General features: G+C 66.3%; 18 protein-coding genes. 4 read left to right on the top strand and 14 right to left on the bottom strand.

The features are described from left to right. Positions 1-287: 287 nt before the first annotated feature. The 4 genes from argC to HWX25_RS06050 form a co-directional block, all read right to left on the bottom strand. A complete protein-coding gene (gene argC / locus HWX25_RS06065) occupies positions 288-1,238 on the bottom strand; it encodes an N-acetyl-gamma-glutamyl-phosphate reductase (protein WP_175907687.1) in 951 nt (316 codons plus the stop codon). 187 nt (positions 1,239-1,425) lie between these two features. After that, the gene (locus HWX25_RS06060) at positions 1,426-1,998 is read right to left on the bottom strand and encodes a flavodoxin family protein (protein WP_175907685.1); all 573 of its coding nucleotides are present in this window, start codon (positions 1,996-1,998) and stop codon (positions 1,426-1,428) included. A 229-nt stretch (positions 1,999-2,227) separates the two neighbouring features. After that, entirely contained in the window at positions 2,228-2,830 is a 603-nt protein-coding gene (locus tag HWX25_RS06055) for a YbhB/YbcL family Raf kinase inhibitor-like protein (RefSeq protein ID WP_175907683.1), read from the bottom strand. A 240-nt stretch (positions 2,831-3,070) separates the two neighbouring features. Continuing rightward, positions 3,071-3,757 carry an orotate phosphoribosyltransferase gene (locus HWX25_RS06050; protein WP_006752465.1) on the bottom strand — a complete coding sequence of 229 codons (687 nt, stop codon included), beginning with the start codon at positions 3,755-3,757 and terminating at the stop codon, positions 3,071-3,073. Positions 3,758-4,217: 460 nt separating this feature from the next. Here HWX25_RS06050 and HWX25_RS06045 point away from each other — a divergent pair, with 460 nt between their 5' ends. After that, on the top strand, positions 4,218-6,488 hold the full coding sequence (locus HWX25_RS06045; RefSeq protein ID WP_059533385.1) for an NADP-dependent malic enzyme: 2,271 nt from the start codon (positions 4,218-4,220) through the stop codon (positions 6,486-6,488). 136 nt (positions 6,489-6,624) lie between these two features. Here HWX25_RS06045 and HWX25_RS06040 read toward each other — a convergent pair whose 3' ends face one another. Then, positions 6,625-10,215, bottom strand: a complete 3,591-nt coding sequence (locus HWX25_RS06040; protein ID WP_175907681.1) for an indolepyruvate ferredoxin oxidoreductase family protein — start codon at positions 10,213-10,215, stop codon at positions 6,625-6,627. A 319-nt stretch (positions 10,216-10,534) separates the two neighbouring features. Here HWX25_RS06040 and HWX25_RS06035 point away from each other — a divergent pair, with 319 nt between their 5' ends. Continuing rightward, positions 10,535-10,729 (top strand): hypothetical protein, encoded by a 195-nt coding sequence (locus tag HWX25_RS06035; protein ID WP_059533382.1) that lies wholly within the window; start codon positions 10,535-10,537, stop codon positions 10,727-10,729. Between the two features lie 140 nt (positions 10,730-10,869). On the opposite strand, the gene hppD is transcribed toward HWX25_RS06035, so the two are convergent. Continuing rightward, the gene (gene hppD / locus HWX25_RS06030) at positions 10,870-11,967 is read right to left on the bottom strand and encodes a 4-hydroxyphenylpyruvate dioxygenase (RefSeq protein ID WP_175907679.1); all 1,098 of its coding nucleotides are present in this window, start codon (positions 11,965-11,967) and stop codon (positions 10,870-10,872) included. 213 nt (positions 11,968-12,180) lie between these two features. Between hppD and HWX25_RS06025 the strand changes: the two genes are divergently transcribed. Continuing rightward, positions 12,181-12,705 (top strand): Lrp/AsnC family transcriptional regulator, encoded by a 525-nt coding sequence (locus HWX25_RS06025; RefSeq protein ID WP_059691570.1) that lies wholly within the window; start codon positions 12,181-12,183, stop codon positions 12,703-12,705. 70 nt (positions 12,706-12,775) lie between these two features. On the opposite strand, the gene HWX25_RS06020 is transcribed toward HWX25_RS06025, so the two are convergent. From HWX25_RS06020 to paaA, 8 genes are all read right to left on the bottom strand, one after another. Then, positions 12,776-13,423, bottom strand: a complete 648-nt coding sequence (locus HWX25_RS06020) for a GNAT family N-acetyltransferase (RefSeq protein ID WP_059533379.1) — start codon at positions 13,421-13,423, stop codon at positions 12,776-12,778. Between the two features lie 234 nt (positions 13,424-13,657). Next, a complete protein-coding gene (locus tag HWX25_RS06015; protein WP_059533377.1) occupies positions 13,658-14,263 on the bottom strand; it encodes a TetR/AcrR family transcriptional regulator in 606 nt (201 codons plus the stop codon). Between the two features lie 23 nt (positions 14,264-14,286). Next, the gene (locus HWX25_RS06010; RefSeq protein ID WP_175907676.1) at positions 14,287-15,102 is read right to left on the bottom strand and encodes a DUF1835 domain-containing protein; all 816 of its coding nucleotides are present in this window, start codon (positions 15,100-15,102) and stop codon (positions 14,287-14,289) included. 129 nt (positions 15,103-15,231) lie between these two features. After that, a complete protein-coding gene (gene paaE / locus HWX25_RS06005; RefSeq protein ID WP_059533373.1) occupies positions 15,232-16,320 on the bottom strand; it encodes a 1,2-phenylacetyl-CoA epoxidase subunit PaaE in 1,089 nt (362 codons plus the stop codon). Between the two features lie 2 nt (positions 16,321-16,322). Beyond that, positions 16,323-16,886, bottom strand: a complete 564-nt coding sequence (paaD, locus tag HWX25_RS06000) for a 1,2-phenylacetyl-CoA epoxidase subunit PaaD (RefSeq protein ID WP_175907674.1) — start codon at positions 16,884-16,886, stop codon at positions 16,323-16,325. A gap of 25 nt (positions 16,887-16,911) precedes the next feature. After that, positions 16,912-17,715 carry a 1,2-phenylacetyl-CoA epoxidase subunit PaaC gene (gene paaC, locus HWX25_RS05995; RefSeq protein WP_175907672.1) on the bottom strand — a complete coding sequence of 268 codons (804 nt, stop codon included), beginning with the start codon at positions 17,713-17,715 and terminating at the stop codon, positions 16,912-16,914. Positions 17,716-17,725: 10 nt separating this feature from the next. After that, positions 17,726-18,010: a 1,2-phenylacetyl-CoA epoxidase subunit PaaB gene (gene paaB / locus HWX25_RS05990; RefSeq protein WP_006752453.1), complete on the bottom strand. Its 285-nt coding sequence runs from the start codon at positions 18,008-18,010 to the stop codon at positions 17,726-17,728. A gap of 38 nt (positions 18,011-18,048) precedes the next feature. After that, positions 18,049-19,047 carry a 1,2-phenylacetyl-CoA epoxidase subunit PaaA gene (gene paaA, locus HWX25_RS05985; RefSeq protein ID WP_059816653.1) on the bottom strand — a complete coding sequence of 333 codons (999 nt, stop codon included), beginning with the start codon at positions 19,045-19,047 and terminating at the stop codon, positions 18,049-18,051. A 199-nt stretch (positions 19,048-19,246) separates the two neighbouring features. On the opposite strand from paaA, the gene HWX25_RS05980 reads away from it, so the two are divergent. Further along, positions 19,247-20,512 carry an SGNH/GDSL hydrolase family protein gene (locus HWX25_RS05980; protein ID WP_175907670.1) on the top strand — a complete coding sequence of 422 codons (1,266 nt, stop codon included), beginning with the start codon at positions 19,247-19,249 and terminating at the stop codon, positions 20,510-20,512. Positions 20,513-20,954 lie beyond the last annotated feature (442 nt).

Raw genomic sequence — 20,954 nt, 5'->3', positions numbered from 1 at the left:
ATTAAAACGCGCGGAGGGCGCTAGAGTGCTGCCGAAGTGGGGCGGCTGCCACGCACGGAAGGCTCTCGAGGCCCTCACGCGTATAACGGCAGCGTTTAAAGCGGCGGTATCCGGTTTATCCCTATTCGGGATTGACTGGATAAAATGGGGTTAATTAATCAATCGGTAATCGCGCAATGGAAAGCTTGTAAATATTTGTAAATACGCGAACCGGATTTTATTGATTGCCTGATGCGGGAAAATAAAAAGCCGGCCAGCGGCCGGCTTTGCATCGCATGCAAGCGGAATCAGCACTTGAGGCCTGCATCCTCGGCGGCGCCGATGTTGAGGTTCATGCACTGGATCGCGGCGCCCGATGCGCCCTTGCCCAGGTTGTCGAGGCGCGCGACCGTGACGAAGCGCTCTTCGTTGCCGAACACGAACAGGTCGACGCGGTTCGTGTCGTTGTTCGCCTGCACGTCGAAGAAACCGCTGTCGAGGTTCGCATCCGCGTTGAACGGCGCGACGCGCACGAACGGTTCGTCCGCGTAGTACTCGGCGAACACGCGCTGCACGTCCTGCGGCGTCGCGCGCTTCGCGAGCTGTTCGGGCGAGAAGTAGGTCGTCACGGCAAGGCCCTTCAGGAACGGGCCGACGATCGGCGTGAAGATCGGCGCATGCGCGAGGCCCGTGTGCGCGGCCATTTCCGGCAGGTGCTTGTGCGCGAGCGCGAGCGCGTACGGACGCGGGCTCGCGAGCTTGCCGCCCGGCGCCGCGTTTTCGTATTCGGCGATCATCGACTTGCCGCCGCCGCTGTAGCCGGTGATCGAATAGCTGTGCGCGGCGAAGGTCGGCGCGACGATGCCGGCATCCACGAGCGGACGCATCGCGAGCACGAACGCCGATGCGTGGCAGCCCGGCACGGCGATGCGCTTCGACGTGCGAATCTTCTCGCGCTGCGCGCGCGTCAGTTCCGGCAGGCCGTATGCCCAGTCGGCGTTCGTGCGGAACGCGGTGCTCGCGTCGATCAGCGTCGTGTTCGGGTTCTCGACCAGCGATGCCGATTCGCGCGACGCGACGTCCGGCAGGCACAGGAACGTGACGTCCGATGCGTTGATCAGGCGGCGGCGCTCGTCGACGTCCTTGCGCTTCGCTTCATCGATGCGCAGGATCTCGATGTCGTTGCGCGCCGACAGGTATTCGAAGATCTTGAGGCCGGTCGTACCTTCCTGGCCGTCGACAAAAACTTTGGTGCTCATTTCGTTCTCGCTGAATGAAACGGGAGCCGCGGCGCCCTGAAACCGCCATTTTAAGACCTCATCCGGCGGGCCTGCACCGCACGGGGCGAAAAAAAGACGGCCCGCGGGCCGTCTTGTGTCCCTCGTGCGCACCTGCGCCGCATTGCCGCGTCACCGGCGGCGCGAGCGGGCGCGCGTGCCGCCGCGTTCAGCGGCCGCCGGCCAGCCAGCGGGCGATCGCGTCGGCGACGCGCCGGCCGAACGCCTTCGCGGTCTCGAGGTCGCCGGGCAGCGGGCCCTCGTCGGGCGTCGCGTCCGCCGGCGACTGCGCGAGCAGGCCCGTGAAGCCGCCGACGTAGTTGATGTCGTTGCGGGTGGCCGCCTTCGAGTTGGCCGGCATCATGCCCGTGCCGACCCACACCATTCCATGTTGCATCGCCAGCGTGACGAAATACTGAATCGTCGAGAACTTGTCGCCGTTCATCGTCGCGGAGTTCGTGAAGCCGGCGGCGATCTTGTCCTTCCATTTCTGCGTGAACCACGGTTTCGATGTGGCATCGGCGAACTGCTTGAACTGCGCGGACGGGCCGCCCATGTAGGTCGGCGCGCCGAAGACGATCGCGTCCGCCGCGTCGAGCGCGGCCCAGCCCGCGTCGTCGAGTTCGCCGACGGCGATCAGGCGTGCGGTGGCGCCGGCGTCCTGCGCGCCTGCGTGGACGGCTTCGGCCAGTTTCTGCGTGTGACCGTAGCCGCTGTGATAGACGATGACGATGTTCGACATGAAGCGTTCTCCGGAAGGGAACGACACGGCGGGCGCCGCGGCCTGCCGCGTCACGCGCCGCGGTCGGGCGGCGCGACGGATGCGCGGCGGGATGCCGCGACCGGTGCCGCCGAGTCTAGCAAGCCGAAATGACGGGAGAAAAGCACGCACGCGGCGTGGGGAAATTCGCGGGCGCGGGCGATCGCGGCCGGAGACACGCGCAACGGGGCAGGCGGCGGCGCATGAGCGCTCACTGTCCGTAAGTGACCGTGAGCTGTGCGGTGCCGATCGCCAGCGTGCCGATCTCGTGCTCGAACATCGGTGCGGGGCGCCCTTGTGCGACGCGCAGGTCCGTGCCCTTCAGCGCATAGACGGTGATCACGTAGCGGTGCGGCTTGCCGGGCGGCGGGCACGGGCCGCCGTAGCCGTCGACCCCGAAGTCGTTGCGCGCCTCGCTCGCGCCGATGCGGCGCAGGAAGCCCGACGCGCTCGCGTCGGCCGGCAAGCTCGTGACGCTCGCCGGGATGCCGGCGACGGCCCAGTGCCACCAGCCGTGCCCCGGCGCATCGGGATCGAAGATCGTGATCGCGTAGCCGTGCGTGCCGGGGGGCGGGTTGCGCCAGCTGAGCTGCGGCGAACGGTTGTCGCCCTTGCAGTCGCCGCGGTCGAACACGTTCGCGGCGCTGACGCGCCCGCCGGGCGTCAGGTCGTTGCTCGACACGGTGAACGGGCCTTCCGCCCGCGCGGGCAGGACGGCGAACGCGACGCACGCGGCGGCGCAGGGAAGGGCGGCGAAGAACGGCGAAGGACGACCCGGGGACGCAGGCGAAGTGATCCGGCGATCCACACGCATATGGCGCTTCTCCCGTCACGTGGGCCGGGCCGATGCTCCCGGCATTGTTGGCGTTGTGCGTTGCCCGCGCAGCTGATGGCGACGATGGATCAAGTCTAGCATTAGGGTTCGATGAGCGATGCATGCCGCGGCCCGCGATTCGGTCCGCCCCCGATGCGCATCGGTGGACGAAAAAAAACCGCTCGCGATCAGGCGAGCGGCTTTTTCGGCCAGGGTGCCGGCTGCGTGCCGGCCCGGCAATTACTCCTTCGGGGCCGTCGCGCCGCCGTGCGCGGCCGACCACTCGGCCGGCGCGTGCAGGAACTTCTCGACTTCGTCGAGCGTCTTGGTCTCGAAGTAGCCCGATGCCTTCGCGACGCGCAGCACGTCCCACCAGGTCGCCAGCGCGTGCAGGTCGACGTCGATGTCCTTCAGGACCGACACGCTTTCCTTGAAGATGTTGTAGTGGAACAGCACGAAGCAGTGGTTCACCGTCGCGCCCGCGGTGCGCAGCGCATTGACGAAGTTGATCTTGCTGCGGCTGTCGGTCGTCAGGTCTTCCACGAGCAGCACGCGCGAGCCTTCTTCCAGATGACCCTCGATCTGCGCGTTGCGGCCGAAACCCTTCGGCTTCTTGCGAACGTACTGCATCGGCACCATCATCCGATCCGCGAGCCATGCCGCGAACGGGATGCCGGCCGTCTCGCCGCCCGCCACCGAGTCGATCTGCTCGAAACCGACGTCGCGCATGATCGTCGTTTCAGCCATTTCCATCAGCGCACGACGCACGCGCGGATACGAGATCAACTTGCGGCAGTCGATATAGACGGGGCTTGCCCAGCCGGACGTGAAGATGAACGGTTTTTCGGCATTGAAGTGCACCGCCTGCACTTCGAGCAGGATTTTGGCGGTCGTATCCGAGATCGACTGACGATCGTAGCCTGTCATGGGCATTCCTTGGGTGATGAGCGAAGAGCGGGCGCGGGCCCGGTGGCGCAGCAAGGGGAACCTGCCCGAGGGGCCGGGGTGCGATCGGCGGGCCGACCGCATCGCTGCGCGCGTAGCCCGCTATTTTACCCGATCCAGGCCGGTTTTCGGCGGAATTCCCGCAGGTTCGGCGTGCGGCTCACCACCGGCGAAACAAACGGGGCGCGATCGCCTCGATGCTGATGCGGAGGATGCGGCGGCGCACCAACGGACGGCATTTAGGGGGTGTACACTAGGCGACCCTTAGAAATCGTTCAGTACTTTGTACTTTCCTCTTGCTACCCGCCAAGGTTCGATGGCGTGCCGACCCGGCGCGCTGCGTGCCGTCTCGCAGTCGACCACCCCTTCGATTCAAGCAGACGCGGCTCAAGGTGCTGTGTACTGAACCGTCAAAATTTCGCATGTCTCTCGCAGGTCAATCATGGACGAACAACTGAAGCAGGCCGCTCTCGCTTATCACCTGAACCCGAAACCCGGCAAGATTTCGGTCACCCCGACCAAGCCGCTGTCGAACCAGCTCGATCTGTCGCTCGCGTATTCGCCGGGCGTCGCCGCCGCGTGCGAGGCGATCCACGCTGATCCGCTCGACGCGCAGAAGTACACGTCGCGCGGCAACCTCGTCGGCGTCATCACGAACGGCACGGCCGTGCTGGGCCTCGGCAACATCGGCCCGCTGGCCGCGAAGCCGGTGATGGAAGGCAAGGGCTGCCTGTTCAAGAAGTTCGCGGGCATCGACGTGTTCGACATCGAACTGTCGGAATCCGACCCCGACAAGCTCGTCGAGGCGATCGCGATGCTCGAGCCGACGCTCGGCGGCATCAACCTCGAGGACATCAAGGCGCCGGAATGCTTCTACATCGAGCAGAAGCTGCGCGAGCGCATGAAGATCCCCGTCTTCCACGACGACCAGCACGGCACCGCGATCATCGCGTCGGCAGCGATCCTGAACGGCCTGAAGGTGGTCGGCAAGAAGTTGTCCGAAGTGAAGCTCGTATGCTCGGGCGCGGGCGCGGCGGCGATCGCGTGTCTGGACCTGCTGGTGAACCTCGGCCTCACGAAGTCGAACATCCTCGTCGCCGACTCGAAGGGCGTGATCTACGAAGGGCGCGGCAACCTCGACCCGTCGAAGCAGCGCTATGCGGCGACCACCGACGCGCGCACGCTCGCCGACGCGATCGTCGGCGCGGACGTGTTCCTCGGCTGCTCGAGTGCGGGCGTGCTGAAGCAGGACATGGTCAAGACGATGGGCGACCGCCCGCTGATCCTGGCGCTCGCGAACCCGGAACCGGAAATCCGCCCGGAAGACGCGAAGGCCGTGCGCCCGGACGCGATCGTCGCGACCGGCCGTTCGGACTACCCGAACCAGGTCAACAACGTGCTGTGCTTCCCGTTCATCTTCCGCGGCGCGCTCGACGTCGGCGCGACGACGATCACGGAAGAAATGAAGCTCGCGTGCGTGCGCGCGATCGCCGAGCTGGCCGAGGAAACCGACCAGAGCGAGGAAGTCGCGAAGGCGTATGAAGGCCACTCGCTCGAGTTCGGGCCGGAATACCTGATTCCGAAGCCGTTCGATCCGCGCCTGATCATCAAGATCGCGCCGGCCGTCGCGCAGGCCGCGATGGATTCGGGCGTCGCCACGCGTCCGATCCAGGACATGGACGCATACCGCGAGCAGCTCGGCGCGACCGTCTACCGCACCGGCATGGTGATGCGCCCGGTGTTCGCGACCGCGAAGAAGAAGCAGGCGCGCATCGTGTTCGCCGAGGGCGAGGACGAGCGCGTGCTGCGCGCCGCGCAGTTCGTGCTGCAGGAAAAGATCGCGAAGCCGATCATCGTCGGCCGTCCGTCGGTCGTCGAGATGCGCCTCGCGAAGATCGGCTCGAAGCTGAAGGCCGGCGTCGATTTCGAGATCGTGAATCCGGAAGACGACACGCGCTACCACCGCTACTGGCAGGCGTACCACGAGATCGGCGCGCGTGACGGCGTCACGCCGGAAGTCGCGAAGGCCGCGCTGCGCAAGTTCAACACGCTGATCGGCGCGATGCTCGTGCATCTGGGCGATGCGGACGGGATGATCTGCGGGATGATCGACACGTACCACACGCACCTGAAGTTCATCGAGCAGGTGCTGGGCCGTGCGAAGGGCGCCGAGCACTTCGCGGCGATGAACCTGCTGATGCTGCCGGGCCGCAACCTGTTCCTGTGCGACACGTACGTGAACGAACTGCCGAGCGCCGAACAGCTCGCCGACATGACGATCCAGGCGGCCGCCGAGATCGAGCGCTTCGGCATCGTGCCGAAGGCCGCGCTGCTGTCGAATTCGAACTTCGGCAGCGCGCCGTCGGCGTCGTCGCGCCGCATGGCCGAAGCCCGCAAGCTGATCAGCGAGCGTGCGCCGAACCTCGAGGTCGACGGCGAAATGCACGGCGACGCGGCGCTGTCGGAAGCGGTCCGCAAGGCCGCATTCCCGGGCACGACGCTGTCGGGCGAAGCGAACCTGCTGATCATGCCGAACGTCGAAGCGGCGAACATCGCGTACAACCTGCTGAAGATGGTCGGCGGCGAAGGCGTGACGGTCGGCCCGCTCCTGCTCGGCGCGGCGAAGCCGGTCCACATCCTGACGCCGGCCGCGACCGTGCGCCGGATCATCAATATGACGGCAGTGGCCGCCGCGAACGCGAACACGAAGTAAGTTCGCGCCCGCGTGTGCCGCGCATCGCGCGCGGCGCAATGAAAAACGCCACGGAACCTGCGTTCCGTGGCGTTTTTTTATGAACCGCCACCGCGCGGTGGCGGACGTCCCGACTACGAACGCCCGCCGCGCGCCGTTACGCGACCTGCTGGCGCGACTGCCCGCCCGTCGGCGAACGCCACTTCGCGAGCAACGTGGTCCACTTCTGGCGAACCGCGCGCAGGTTGTTCTCCTTCACGTGGCCGTAGCCGCGAATGCCGTCCGGCAGCGCCGCCAGCTCGAGCGCGAGCGGGCGGTTGGCCGCGTTCAGCCTGGTCAGCACCTCGCCGATCAGCGCTTCGTACTCGCCGATCAGGGCGCGCTCGGTGCGGCGCTCCTCGGTGCGGCCGAACGGGTCGAGGCCCGTGCCGCGCAGGAACTTCGCCTTCGCCAGCAACCGGAACGCCGACAGCATCCACGGGCCGTAGGCCTTCTTCACGAGATGGCCGTGCGCGTCCGTCTTCGCGAACAGCGGCGGCGCGAGGTGGAACTTCAGTTTCCAGTCGCCTTCGAACTGCGACGACAGGCGCGCGAGGAACGCCGGATCGGACTGCAGCCGCGCGACCTCGTATTCGTCCTTGTACGCCATCAGCTTGAACAGGTTGCGCGCGACCGCTTCGGTCAGCGGCTCCTGCGCGGCGTCGCCGTCCGCCAGCGCGCGTTCGGCTGCCCGCACCGTGTCGACGAAGGCCGCATAGCGCGACGCATACGCGGCGTTCTGGTACGCCGTGAGGAACGCCACGCGCTTCGCGATCAGTGCGTCGACCGCCTTCTTCGTATGCAGCGCGATCACCGTCGCGCCTTGCGCGGGGCGGGCGTCGCCGGCCGCAGCCTGCTTCACGCTCGCGAGGTCGTGCGCGGCGCGGCGGCCCCAGTCGAACGCCGCACGGTTCTTCTCGACCGACACCGCGTTCAGCTCGATCGCGCGTTGGAGCGACGCGAGCGTGAGCGGCAGCCAGCCCTTCTGCCACGCGTAGCCGAGCACGAATGGGTTCGTGTAGATCGCGTCGCCGAGCAGCGCGACCGCGAAGCGGTTCGCGTCGATGAAGTCGACGGCTTCACCCGCCGCCGCGCGGATGTCGTTTTCCGCGGACAGGCCCGGGAACGCCCAGTTCGGGTTCTTGATGAACTCGGCGGTCGGCGTCTGCGCGCTGTTGACGACTACGCGCGTCGTGTCGTGCCGCATCCGCGACGTGCATTCGTCGCCGGCCGTGACGATCGCGTCGCAGCCGATCACGAGGTCGGCTTCGCCCATCGCGATCCGCGTCGCGTGGATGTCGGTCGGCGCGTGCGAGATCTGCACGTGGCTCATCACGGCGCCGCCCTTCTGCGCGAGACCCGTGACGTCGAGCACGGTCACGCCCTTGTTCTCCAGGTGCGCGGCCATCCCGAGCAGCGCGCCGATGGTGACGACGCCCGTGCCGCCCACGCCCGTGACGAGCACGCCGTATGCACGGTCGATCGCCGGCAGCGTCGGCTCCGGAATCGGCGGCAGCGCACCGCCGTCCACCGACACGGCCTTGGGCTTCTTCAACTGGCCGCCTTCGACCGTGACGAAGCTCGGGCAGAAGCCCTTCACGCACGAGAAGTCCTTGTTGCAGCTCGACTGGTTGATCTGGCGCTTCGTGCCGAATTCGGTTTCCAGCGGCTCGACCGACAGGCAGTTCGACTTCACCGAGCAGTCGCCGCAGCCTTCGCACACAGCGTCGTTGATCACGACGCGCTTCGCCGGATCCGGATACGTGCCGCGCTTGCGGCGGCGGCGCTTCTCGGTCGCGCAGGTCTGGTCGTAGATCAGGATCGTCGTGCCTTCGATCTCCCGCAGCTCGCGCTGCACGTCGTCGAGCTGGTCGCGGTGATGGATCGTCACGCCCGGCGCGAGCAGCGCCTTCTGGCTGTCGTACTTCTCCGGTTCGTCGGTGACGATCACGATCTTCTTCGCGCCTTCGGACGCGAGCTGGTGCGTGATCTGCGGCACCGTCAGCACGCCGTCGACCGGCTGGCCGCCCGTCATCGCGACCGCGTCGTTGTAGAGGATCTTGTAGGTGATGTTCGCCTTCGACGAGATCGCCGCGCGCACCGCCAGCAGGCCCGAGTGGAAATAGGTGCCGTCGCCGAGGTTCGCGAATACGTGCTTCTCGTCCGTGAACGGCGCCTGGCCGATCCACGGCACGCCTTCGCCGCCCATCTGGCTGAAGGTGCTCGTGTTGCGGTCCATCCAGACCGTCATGTAGTGGCAGCCGATTCCGGCGATCGCGCGCGAGCCTTCCGGCACGTTGGTTGACGTGTTGTGCGGGCAGCCCGAGCAGAACCACGGCTTGCGCTCAGTCTGCACGTGCGGCTTCGCGAGCGCCATTTCCTTCGCGTTGATCACCGCGAGCCGCGCGGCGATGCGTGCGCGCACGTCGGACGGCAGCTCGAACTTCTCGAGGCGCGTCGCGATCGCCTTCGCGATGATCGCGGGCGACAGTTCGTAGTGCGCGGGCAGCAGCCAGTTGCCCATCGGCACCGACCATTCGCCGCCGGCGCCGTCCTTCTCGTCGAACTTGCCGAACACGCGCGGGCGCTGCGCATCGGGCCAGTTGTACAGTTCTTCCTTGATCGCGTATTCGAGGATCTGGCGCTTTTCCTCGACGACGAGGATTTCGTCGAGGCCGCGCGCGAATGCCTGCGCGCCCTGCGCCTCGAGCGGCCATACGCAGCCGACCTTGTACAGGCGGATGCCGATCCGCGCGCAGGTTTCGTCGTCGAGGCCGAGGTCCGTCAGTGCCTGGCGCACGTCGAGGTACGCCTTGCCGCCCGTCATGATCCCGAAGCGCGCATTCGGCGAGTCGATCTCGATCCGGTCGAGCTTGTTCGCGCGCACGTACGCGAGCGCTGCGTACCACTTGTAGTCGAGCAGCCGCGCTTCCTGGACGAGCGGCGGGTCCGGCCAGCGGATGTTCAGGCCGCCTTCCGGCAGGATGAAGTCCGTCGGCAGCACGATCTCGGTGCGATGCGGGTCGATGTCGACCGATGCCGACGATTCAACCACGTCCGTCACGCACTTGAGCGCGACCCACAGGCCCGAGTAGCGGCTCATCGCCCAGCCGTGCAGGCCGAAGTCGAGATATTCCTGCACGTTGGACGGGAACAGCACCGGCAGCCCGCAGGCCTTGAAGATGTGTTCGGACTGGTGCGCGAGCGTCGACGATTTCGCCGCGTGGTCGTCGCCGGCGAGCACGAGCACGCCGCCGTGCTGCGACGAGCCGGCCGAGTTCGCGTGCTTGAAGACGTCGCCGGTGCGGTCGACACCCGGGCCCTTGCCGTACCACATGCCGAACACGCCGTCGTGCTTCGCGCCGGGATACAGGTTCACCTGCTGCGAGCCCCAAACGGCGGTGGCGGCGAGATCTTCGTTGAGACCGGGCTGGAAGACGATCTGGTGGGCCGCGAGGTGCTGCTTGGCCTTCCAGAGCGAGAGGTCGAGGCCGCCGAGCGGCGAGCCGCGATAACCGGAGATGAAGCCGGCCGTGTTGAGGCCGGCGGCGCGGTCGCGTTCCTGCTGCAACATCGGCAGGCGCACGAGCGCCTGGATGCCGCTCATGTAAGCGCGGCCGCGTTCGAGCGTGTATTTGTCGTCAAGCGTGACGGACTTCAGCGCGGCTTCGAGCGACGCGCGTTGGCCTGCGTCTAGCGGGGCATTCATTAACTGTCTCCTCCACCCAGTTTGGGATCACCAAAGCTTCGATTGCGTCGACGTCTTGTGGACGTGTCGGCAGTGGCCGGCATATTGGCCGGTTTTGAGTGATGGTAGCACTGGGATAAACCCGCCGCCCACCGGCCGACGGGCAGCGACGCGTCGACGAAACGGCGCGCGGCGATGCGTTACATCATGTAAAAGCATGTAAAGCCGGTCCCATCTTCGTACAAATGCCGTTAATCTTGTCGGCCTGCCGGAGGTGCCCGGCCGCGTCGGCACGTTTCGACGCAACCGGGGAGGCGCCGGCAGTTTTAAAGGAGGTGCAATGAACACACGTCATATCCAGAGTTTCCTGATCGTGTCCGCGGCGTTTTTCGCGATGACCGGCCCGGTGCACGCGCAAGGCGCGAGCGCACTCGCGGCAGCCGGCGCGCAGATGCGTCAGATCGCGCCGGCGCAGGCCGCCGATGCGCAACCGGCGGCCGCGCGCGTCGTCGTGTCGAAGGCGAACGTGCGTTGATCCGTTCGCGCGGCCGTTGGGCCGCGCCGCAACGATACAAAAGACAAAAGGGCGGGAATCGCAAGATTCCCGCCCTTTTTTCATTGTGCCGCCGAGGCGCGCGCGGCACCGGCTGCCGGGCGCCCGCGCGGCCGTCTGCGTCAGGCCTTGTCCTGGACCACGCCGCGGCGGATCTGATCGAGTTCGATCGATTCGAACAGCGCCTTGAAGTTGCCTTCGCCGAAGCCCTGATTGCCCTTGCGCTGGATGATCTCGAAGAAGATCGGGCCGATCTGGTTCTCGGTGAAGATCTGCAGCAGCAGGTCGTCGCGGGCGCCGTCGATCAGGATCTTGCGCTTCTTCAGTTCGTCCAGCGATTCGCCGTGGTTCGGCACGCGGCGGTTGACCAGCTCGTAATACGTGTCGATCGTGTCGAGCAGCTTCACGCCCGTGCCGCGCAGGCCGTCGACCGCGCCGTAGATGTCGTTCGTGCCGAGCGCGATGTGCTGGATGCCTTCGCCGTGGTACGCGTCGAGGTATTCCTGGATCTGGCCGGCCGTGTCCGAGCCTTCCTCGTTGATCGGGATCCGGATCTTGCCGCACGGCGACGTCATCGCCTTCGACTTCACGCCCGTCACCTTGCCTTCGATGTCGAAGTAGCGCACTTCGCGGAAGTTGAACAGGCGCTCGTAGAACTCGGCCCATTCCTGCATGCGGCCGCGATGCACGTTGTGCGTCAGGTGGTCGATGTAGGTGAGGCCATGGCCGACCGGATTCGGGTTCGCGCCGGCGATCGGCTCGAAGTCGACGTCGTAGATGCTGATGTCGCCGATCGCGCCCGGCTGCGCGCCGTTCTTGCCGCGCCAGCGGTCGACGAAATAGATCAGCGAATCGCCGATGCCCTTGATCGCCGGGATGTTCAGCTCCATCGGGCCCGTCTTGTTGTCGAAGCCCCATGCGCCGAGATCGAGCGCGTGCTTGTACGCCTTCGCGGCGTCCTGCACGCGGAACGCGATCGCGCAGATCGACGGGCCGTGCAGCCGCGCGAAGCGTTGCGCGAACGAATCGGGTTCGGCGTTGATGATGAAGTTGATGTCGCCCTGGCGGTAGACCGTCACGTCCTTGTGGCGATGGCGCGCGATCGCGGTGAAACCCATCCGTTCGAACAGTTGTCCGAGCGCTTTCGGATCCGGAGCGGTGTATTCGATGAATTCGAAGCCGTCGGTGCCGACGGGGTTGTCCCAGTTGGGGATCTGCATGTCGTGTCTCCTGTGCGGGGCGATCGGCCGGCGCGACGTGCGCGTGCGCGGCCCGGTTCGATGTCGAACGCGGCACACGCGTCGGCGTGCGCAACGAATCGGTACGTGCGACAAAGTGTAGCGGGCGGGCGCGAGCGGAAACTTGCGAACTTAATCGTCCATGCCTACGATGGCGCAATTTCCAGTCTCTGAACAATCATTGGAGGGCAGAAGATGGCGCAAGCCGAATTGGATGCCATCGACCGGCGGATTCTCGCGATTCTTCAGGAAAACGGCCGCCTGTCGAACCAGGAGATCGCCGAGCGCGTGAACCTGTCGCCGAGCCCGTGCCTGCGGCGGATCCGTCGGCTCGAGGAGATCGGCGTGATCACCGGCTACGTCGCGCTGCTCGATCCGCAGAAGCTCGGGCTCGACCTGCTCGCGTACGTGAGCGTGCGGCTCGAGAAGCGCGGCGGCGTGGTGCCGGTCCGTGCCGACGAGACGTCGGCGCGCGCGGGCGCGACCCACGCGGAACTGTTCCGCGCGGCCGTGCAGACCTGGCCGGAAGTGGTCGCGTGCCATGCGATGACGGGCGACATGGATTACCTGCTGCGCGTGCAGGTCGAGGACATGGCGCATTTCTCCCGGTTCGTGCAGGAGCATTTGCTGCACCATCCGTCGGTGATCGACGTGAAGACGAGCTTCTCGCTCGAGTGCTTCAAGGAAACGACGGCGTTGCCGATCCGGTCGGTGCGTTAGCGCGTGGCGCCGGGAAGCAAGAAAGGGAAGGTTGGCCGGGCGCCCCGCGAGGCAACCCGGTCGGCCGATGTTACGCCGTCAGCGCGGCGGGCATCAGCGATTCGATGAACTTCGACGTGCGGTGCGCCTGGCGCTTGAGCGCGTAGTCGAATACCGCGGCCTGCTCCTGCAGCATTTCGGCGAGGATCGTCGAATGGTCGGCCGGTGGCAGCGACAGGTACGCATCGGCCTCGCCGTATGCGTATTCGATCCGCATCCCGGACTTCTTCGCGATGTGCATCATCGTCGCGTTGCGCGACAGGCAATGCATGTACAGCATCGTCACGCGGGTGTTGCGGCTGCGGATCGCCGCGCGCTCGAACAGCTTCGAGCCGACGCCGCGGCCGCGGGCGCTTTCGAGCACCGACACGCCGAATTCGGCCGTGCGCTTGTCGCCATCGGCGGGCAGGTACGCCAGGTGGCCGACGCCGATCAGCTCGAGCGCATGGTCGAACACGCCGAACACCGTGTCGCGACCGAAGTCGATCGTACGGACATAGTTCTCGATCACGTGGTCGGGCACCATTTGGCCGAAGCGCAGCAGGCGGTCCTCTTCGTTGAGCGAGAGAAAGTGGGTGAGCATTTGCTCACGGTCTTTGGAAGCCAGTTCCCTGACGAGAACCGGCGCAGTACCGGCGTGGCCGACTGCATCGGCACGGCGGTTGAGTTGCGTGTTCATCGTGGGTTCCTCAGTGTGTGGCTGCACCAGTGACTTGTGCAATGCAGCGCATTTTACCTGAGTGGGGTTGGGGAAAACCCGTATTTGACGTTATTTGTGCTGAGGGTGAATTCTAAATCCGCTTAGTTAATCCTCTATCTATTTGATTTTCCACTGATTTAAAATTCATCATATGAAACGTGCAGTGGCCGGTCGCAGTGTGCCCGCCGCGCAACGCATGCTGCTGCGCGGCAATCACGCGCCGGGCGACAGTCCGTGTTCCATCAGGTCGATCACCTGTTCGGCGAAGTCGCGGTAACCGAGGCGGCCACCCGGCTTGAGCCATGTGAACGTCCAGTTGATCATCCCGAACACCATCATCGTGACCGACGTCTGGTTTTCCTTCGAGATTCGGTCCGGATAGGCCCGCGCGAGCTGGCGCGCGAACGCCGCGACGATGTCGCGCTGGCGGTCGAGCACGATTTCGCGCTGCGCGTCCTCGAGGTACTTCACGTCGTTGAGCAGCGCGACATGGCGGCTGTGCGACGTCTCGTATTCGGCGAGAAATGCGCGCACCAGCTCGGCGAACGCGTCGCGCTCGCTGAGGCCGCGCCGCTGGCTCGCGCCTTCGACCTCGGCGATGATCAGCATCAAGCGCTTCGTGTAGCGGTCGAGCAGGTCGAACAGGATCGCTTCCTTGCTCTCGTAATAGTGATAGAGACGTGCCTTCGACGTGCCGCTCGCGGTCGCGAGATCGGACATCGACGTGCTCGGATAGCTCGTCTGCGCGAATTTCTCGGCGGCGAGATCGAGGATCTGTTCGCGCTGGGATTCGTGGTCGGGCGCTCGGGTACGGGCCATGGTCGAATGCGAAAGTTGTGGCGTTAGCGAGGCGCGGCTGCCGCGCGCACCTGCGTGGAAGAAAGGGCGGCCGGCGCGTCGTCCTGCAGCTCGAGCCGGCCGGCGGCCGCGAGTTCGCGGCAGCGCCACCAGGCGATCGAGTCGCTGACGAACAGCCCACCGCGGTCGGCCCCGGCCATGATGCCGCCGACGACGCGTCGCGCGGGCAGCCAGGTGGTTTCCGCGTGCGCGACGATCAGCGCGTCGAGGTCTGCGTAGTGGCCGCTCTTGATCGTGTTGCTGACCCAGTAACGCAGTTCGGCATTCAGGTGCTTCGCCTCCTGCCATTCGAGCGCGAGGCGCCCGATGCGCAGTACCGAGATCGGCGCGGCCGCCGGCCGTTTGCGGGCGAGTGCCGCCGGCGAGAACATCCCGGTCGAACAGGCCTGGTCGGTGCGGGTCAGCGCCGCGCGCTGCGGGGCGTCGAGGTCCGCGGCCGACAACCGCACCTCGTTCAGCCGTTGCGGCACGTTGCGCAGATGATAGGCGACGCGGCGCAACAGCAGCTTGTCGCCGACGCTCGGTGCGTGCCAGACGACCACTTGGTCCGTATCCATCGCGAGCTGGTCGAGGCGCGTGAATTCAGCTTCGATCTCCGCATGCCAGTCGGGAATCTGGTCGCCGAGCACGCGCTGCCAGAAGGCGGCGCGCGTGTCGGGCGTCTCGTCGGCGCCCTTCAGCGGCCCGACCGCGAGATCGTCGAGCAATCCGACGACGCGCTCGTCGCGTCCGGCTTGCGCGAGGGCCTCGCGCAGCGACGCGGCGGCGGTGCCGCCCTGAATCACGTGAATGGTACTCATCGGCCTGTCATCAACAAAAGAAAACCGCCGGCCGGGCGGACGTTGCGACGTCCAGCCGGCCGGCGGCCCCTAGTGTAAGCGAGATGTGTGACGACGAGAAACCGGCGCACCGCGCCGGCGCGACGTCGCTCAACGCTCGTCGAAGCTCACGACGACCTTGTCGCTGATCGGGTGGCACTGGCACGTGAGCACGAAGCCGTCCTTCACTTCGTGTTCCTCGAGCGTGTAGTTCTTCTCCATTCGGACTTCGCCTTCGACCACCTTCGCGCGGCACGTGCAGCATACGCCGCCCTTGCACGCGTACGGCAGCGCGAGGCCCGCGCGCAGGCCGACGTCGAGCAGGCTCACGCCTTCGTACGGCAGGCGCAGCTTGCGCTTCTTGCCGTCGAGCACGATTTCGAGGTCGGCGGCCGGCGTCTGGTCGGTGATCTCGACGACGGGCGCGCCCGCCTGCGGCAGCGGCGTCCCGAACCGCTCGACATGCACCTTTGCCTGCGGCACGCCGGCTGCCTTCAGCGCGGCTTCGGCCGCGTCCATCATCGGCGCGGGGCCGCAGATGAACGCTTCGTCGATCGCGTCGGCCGGCGTCAGCGTGGCGAGGAATTCCGCGCATTTCGCCTGGTCGAGCACGCCGTTGAAGAGCTCGACGTCCTGCTGGTCGTCCGACAGAACGTGATACAGGACGAAGCGGTTCATGTAGCGGTTCTTCAGGTCCTCGAGCTCCTCGGCGAACATGATCGCGTCGACGCTGCGGTTGCCGTAGACCAATGTGAACGTGCTGCGCGGCTCGAGCTCGAGCGTCGTCTTCACGATCGCGAGCACCGGCGTGATGCCCGATCCGCCGGAGAACGCGACGTACTGCTTGCCGTGGTCGGCGTTCAGGTGCGTGAAGAAGCGGCCGTCCGGCGTCATCACGTCGATCGTGTGGCCGGGCTTCAGCGTGTCGAACGCGAAGTTCGAAAACCGGCCGCCGCGCACGCGCTTGATGCCGATGCGCAGTTCGCCGTCGCGGTCGTAGTCGGTCGTGCCGACGCAGATCGAGTACGAGCGGCGCGTTTCCTCGCCGTCGATGTGGGTCTTCAGCGTGACGAACTGGCCCTGCGTGAAGCGGTACGCGTCGCGCAACTCGGGCGGCACGTCGAAGGAGACGGTGACGGCGTCGGCGGTCTCGGGGCGCACGTCGCGGATACGCAGCGGGTGAAATTGCGGGGTCGCCATGGTCAATAAGGTTTGAAGTAGTCGAAGGGTTCGCGGCAGTCGACACAGCGATACAACGCCTTGCAGGCCGTGGATGCGAATTGCGCGAGACGCTCGGTGCGGGCGGAACCGCAGCGCGGGCAGACGGGCGCCGCGACGGGGCGCGGCACGAAACGTACGACGTTTTCCCGCGGCGCGGCGCTGGCGCACTGGCCGACGGGCGGCGCGATGCCGTACGCGCGCAGCTTGTCGCGCGCTTCCTGGGTGATCCAGTCGGTCGTCCACGCGGGCGCGAGCACCGTCTCGATCCGGTGCGGTGGCAGGTCGGCGGCGTGCATCGCCGCGGCGATGTCCTCGGCGATCTGCGACATCGCCGGACAGCCGGAGTAGGTCGGCGTGATCACGACTTCGAGCAGGCCGTCGTCCGCGCGACGGACGTCGCGCAGAATGCCGAGCTCGCGGATCGACACGACCGGAATCTCGGGATCGGGCACGGCTTCGAGCACGTCCCACGCGCGCGCGAGCAACGGATCGTTGCGGTGCGCGGCGGGTGCGGCGTCGGCGGGTGCGGCGGTCTGGACGGACATCGTCGGGCTCCGTTGGGTCGGCCGGTTACCAGCTCGCGCCGGGGTGCTGGCGCGCGAGGCTCTGCATTTCCGCCAGCAGGTAGCCCATGTGTTCCGAGTGCTCGCCCTGCTTGCCGGTCGTCACGTGCTGCACGGGCGCGGGCAGGGTGAGCGTCGCTTCCGCGAGCGCATCGTCCACGTCCGCGCGCCATGCGGCTTCGAGCGCGGCCGGCGCCGGGCCGATGCCCGGTGCGGAAACCGCGTCGTCGATCGTGTCGGCCGCGAAGAACTCGCGCGTATACGGAATCAGGTAGTCGAGCGCGGCCTGTGCACGGCGATGCGATTCGTCGGTGCCGTCGCCGAGGCGCACCAGCCATTCGCGCGCATGCTGCACGTGATAGCGGGTTTCCTTCACCGATTTCGCGGCGATCGCGGCGAGTTGCGCGTCCGTCGACGTTTCGAGCGCGGTCCACACGTGCAGCATCAGCGTCGCGTAGAGGAAATTGCGCACGATGGTCACCGCGTAGTCCTTGTCGGCGTGCGCGGTGCCGGCGATCGGGCCGTAGTGCGGCAGCTCGGCGAGCGTGAAGTTCGCGAATTCGCGCTCGGCGCGGAAGTACGCGTAATCGTCTTCCGTCTTCGCCGCGCCGTTCAGTTGGCGGTCGAGGTCGGCTGCGTGCGTATACAGCATGCGAGCCTGGCCGATGAGGTCGAGGCTCATGTTGGTGAGCGCGATGTCTTCCTCGAGGATCGGGCCGTGGCCGCACCATTCGGCGTTGCGCTGACCGAGGATCAGCGCGTTGTCCGCGAGGCGCAGCACGTAGGAGAGGTGTTCGGGCGTGATCGTCATGGCGCGGGCGTTACATGTGATTGACTTCGTCGGGCAGCGTGTAGAACGTCGGGTGACGGTAGATCTTGTCGCCCGCCGGTTCGAACAGCTCGGCCTTCTCGGCCGGATCCGACGCGGTGATCGCCGACGACGGCACCACCCAGATGCTCACGCCTTCCTGGCGGCGCGTGTAGACGTCGCGCGCCATGCGCAGCGCCATCGACGCGTCGGCCGCGTGCAGGCTGCCGCAATGCTTGTGGTCGAGGCCCTGCTTGCTGCGCACGAACACTTCCCAGATCGGCCATTCCTTGTTCATCACTCTCTCTCCTGAATCCTGTATTCGATGGTTGCCGCTCAGGCGGCGTGCTGTTCGGCGCGGGCGCGGCGCTTGGCTTCGTGCGCGAGCGCGGCTTCGCGCACCCACGCACCGTCGTCGTGCGCCTTCACGCGGGTCGCGAGGCGCTCCTTGTTGCACGGGCCGTCGCCGTTGACGACGCGCCAGAATTCATCCCAGTCGATCGCGCCGTAGTCGTGGTGGCCGCGCGCCTCGTTCCATTTCAGGTCCGGATCGGGCAGCGTCACGCCGAGCACCTTTGCCTGGTCGACCGTCGCGTCGACGAACTTCTGCCGCAGGTCGTCGTTCGAGATCCGCTTGATGCCCCATTTCGCGGACTGGTTGCTGTGGACCGAATCCGCATCGCTCGGCCCGAACATCATCAGCACCGGCCACCACCAGCGGTTCACCGCCTGCTGGACCATCGCGCGCTGCGCGTCGGTGCCCTTCATCATCGACAGCAGCGCATCGAAGCCTTGGCGCTGGTGGAACGACTCTTCCTTGCACACGCGGATCATCGCGCGCGCGTACGGGCCGTACGTGCAGCGGCACAGCGGGATCTGGTTCATGATCGCGGCGCCGTCGACGAGCCAGCCGATCACGCCGACGTCGGCCCAGGTCGGCGTCGGATAGTTGAAGATGCTCGAGTATTTCGCCTTGCCGGCGTGCAGCGCGTCGATCAGCGCGTCGCGCGATACGCCGAGCGTTTCGGCCGCGCTATATAGATAGAGGCCGTGACCGGCTTCGTCCTGGACTTTCGCGAGCAGGATCGCCTTGCGCTTCAGGCTCGGCGCGCGCGAGATCCAGTTGCCTTCCGGCAGCATGCCGACGACTTCCGAGTGCGCGTGCTGCGAAATCTGGCGGACCAGCGTCTTGCGATAGGCGTCGGGCATCCAGTCCTGCGGTTCGATCTTGCCGTCCGCGGCCATGACCGCGTCGAACCGCGCCTGCTCGGGCGACTCGGCTGCGGCGTCGAGCGGTGCGACGTTGCCGGGGATGTCGAGGGATTGCGTGTACATGGCGGAGGATCTCGTCCGGTTGAATGTGTGCGAAGTATAAACCAGCCGACCGGTCGGTTAATAAATTTCTTGCGGATTTGCATCGGGACTCGGGTAAACGTGGGGCGAGGGGCGCGGTCGCCGGTCGGGAAGGCGGTCCGGCGCGTGGGACGGGCGGCTTCTGCGGCACAATGCCTGCTTTCCGATGAGGATTTCGCCGATGTCATTTCGAAGCAGTTTCGTCGCGACCGTGCTGGGCGCATCCGTTTTCCTGTCGCCGCTCGCGGTCTCGGCCGCACCGGCCGGGTGGGTCGCTGCGTGGGCGACCGCGTTGCAGCCGATTCCCGACCTGGCTGCGCCGCCGCCGCTCTACCGCGCGCCCGACGTGGCTGGGCGGACCGTTCGGCAGATCGTCTACCCGACGGTTTCCGGGCATGCCGCGCGGATTCGTGTCAGCAACGCCTACGGTCGCGCGCCGCTGGTGATCGAGGCGGCCAGTCTCGCGCGCGCCGGTGACGGCGCGGCGCTTGCCGACGCGACGGGTGCTGCCGTGCGCTTCGGCGGCAAGGCGTCGGTGACGCTCGCCCCGAGCCAGGAACTCGAAAGCGACCCGGTGGCGATCGACGTGACGGCCGGGCAGCCTTATGCGATCAGTCTGCGGATGGGGGCAAACCAGCGGATGACCGTGTGGCACCGTGTGTCGAACCAGCTCAATTACGTATCGGCGCCGGGCGATCACGTGAACGATCCGGGCGCCGACGCATTCCGCACGCGCTTTACCCAGTATGCGTGGGTGACCGAACTGGCCGTCGAGGCGGGCGCCGCGCGAGCGAGTGTCGCCGCGATCGGGGACTCGATCACCGACGGGCTGCGCTCGAGCCTGAATCGCAATCATCGTTGGCCGGATGCACTGGCGCGCCGGCTGACCGCGGCAGGTTCGGATTCGCTCGGTGTCGTGAATCTCGGGATCAGCGGCAATCGGCTGCTGAGCGATTCGGCATGCTACGGCACGTCGCTGGCGTCGCGGTTCGAGCGCGATGCGCTTTCGCGTTCGGGGGTGAAGGCGGTGATCGTGCTGATCGGCATCAACGACATCAACTTTGCGGCGATGCCGCCGCGTGCGGGGCTCGATTGCGACAACCCGCATACGCAGGTCACGGCCGCTTCGTTGATCGACGGCTACCGCCGGTTGATCGAGGCAGCGCATCGCCAGGGTGTGAAGGTCTTTGGCGCGACGCTCACGCCTGCGGCGTTGCCGGCCGGGCGCGAGGCGGTCCGGCTCGAGGTGAACCGGTGGATCCGGAGCGGCGGCGGATTCGATGGCGTGGTCGACTTCGACGCGGTGCTGCGCGATCCGGTTCGGCCGAGTGTGCTGCAGCGCCGGTATGACAGCGGCGACGGCATTCATCCGAGTGATGCGGGTTACACGGCCATGGCCGATGCCGTGCCGATGGAGCGGCTGCAGGCTGCAGTCGGTGGCAAGTGACGTCGCTCTATATATAAGAGCGATGAACCGTCGACTTCTTTGAGATAGCGGGCGTGACTTGGCCCCTCGAACCTGAAGCCCCCGTGCGCGGTAGCGCACGGGGGCTTTTTCAAAATATTTTCACAAAGGGGTTGCGGAGACCGGGGCGGGTGCTTAGAATCACGCCTCTTTCGCGCTAACGGAAACGCGGCGCGGAAGGAGAAGGGAAGCGGTGCGGTCGAGGGCAGGTTGTCGAACCCCGGCGCACACGAAGTTGAACCCCCGCCGTCGCAACGAAGCAGTTCAGAAAGTTGTTGACGAGCTGAAAAAGACGGTTCATAATCTCGCTTCTCTGCTGCTGAAAACGCAGCGCTGCTGGGAAACTTCAGGTTTCTCGCAGAAATGCTCTTTAAAAATTAACAGCCGATAAGTGTGGGCGCTTGATGGCCGCGAGCTGATCCTC

The sequence above is a fragment of the Burkholderia sp. BCC1640 genome (genome assembly GCF_902833125.1).
Taxonomy (GTDB): domain Bacteria; phylum Pseudomonadota; class Gammaproteobacteria; order Burkholderiales; family Burkholderiaceae; genus Burkholderia; species Burkholderia diffusa.
This window is presented reverse-complemented; position numbering and strand designations above follow the sequence as displayed.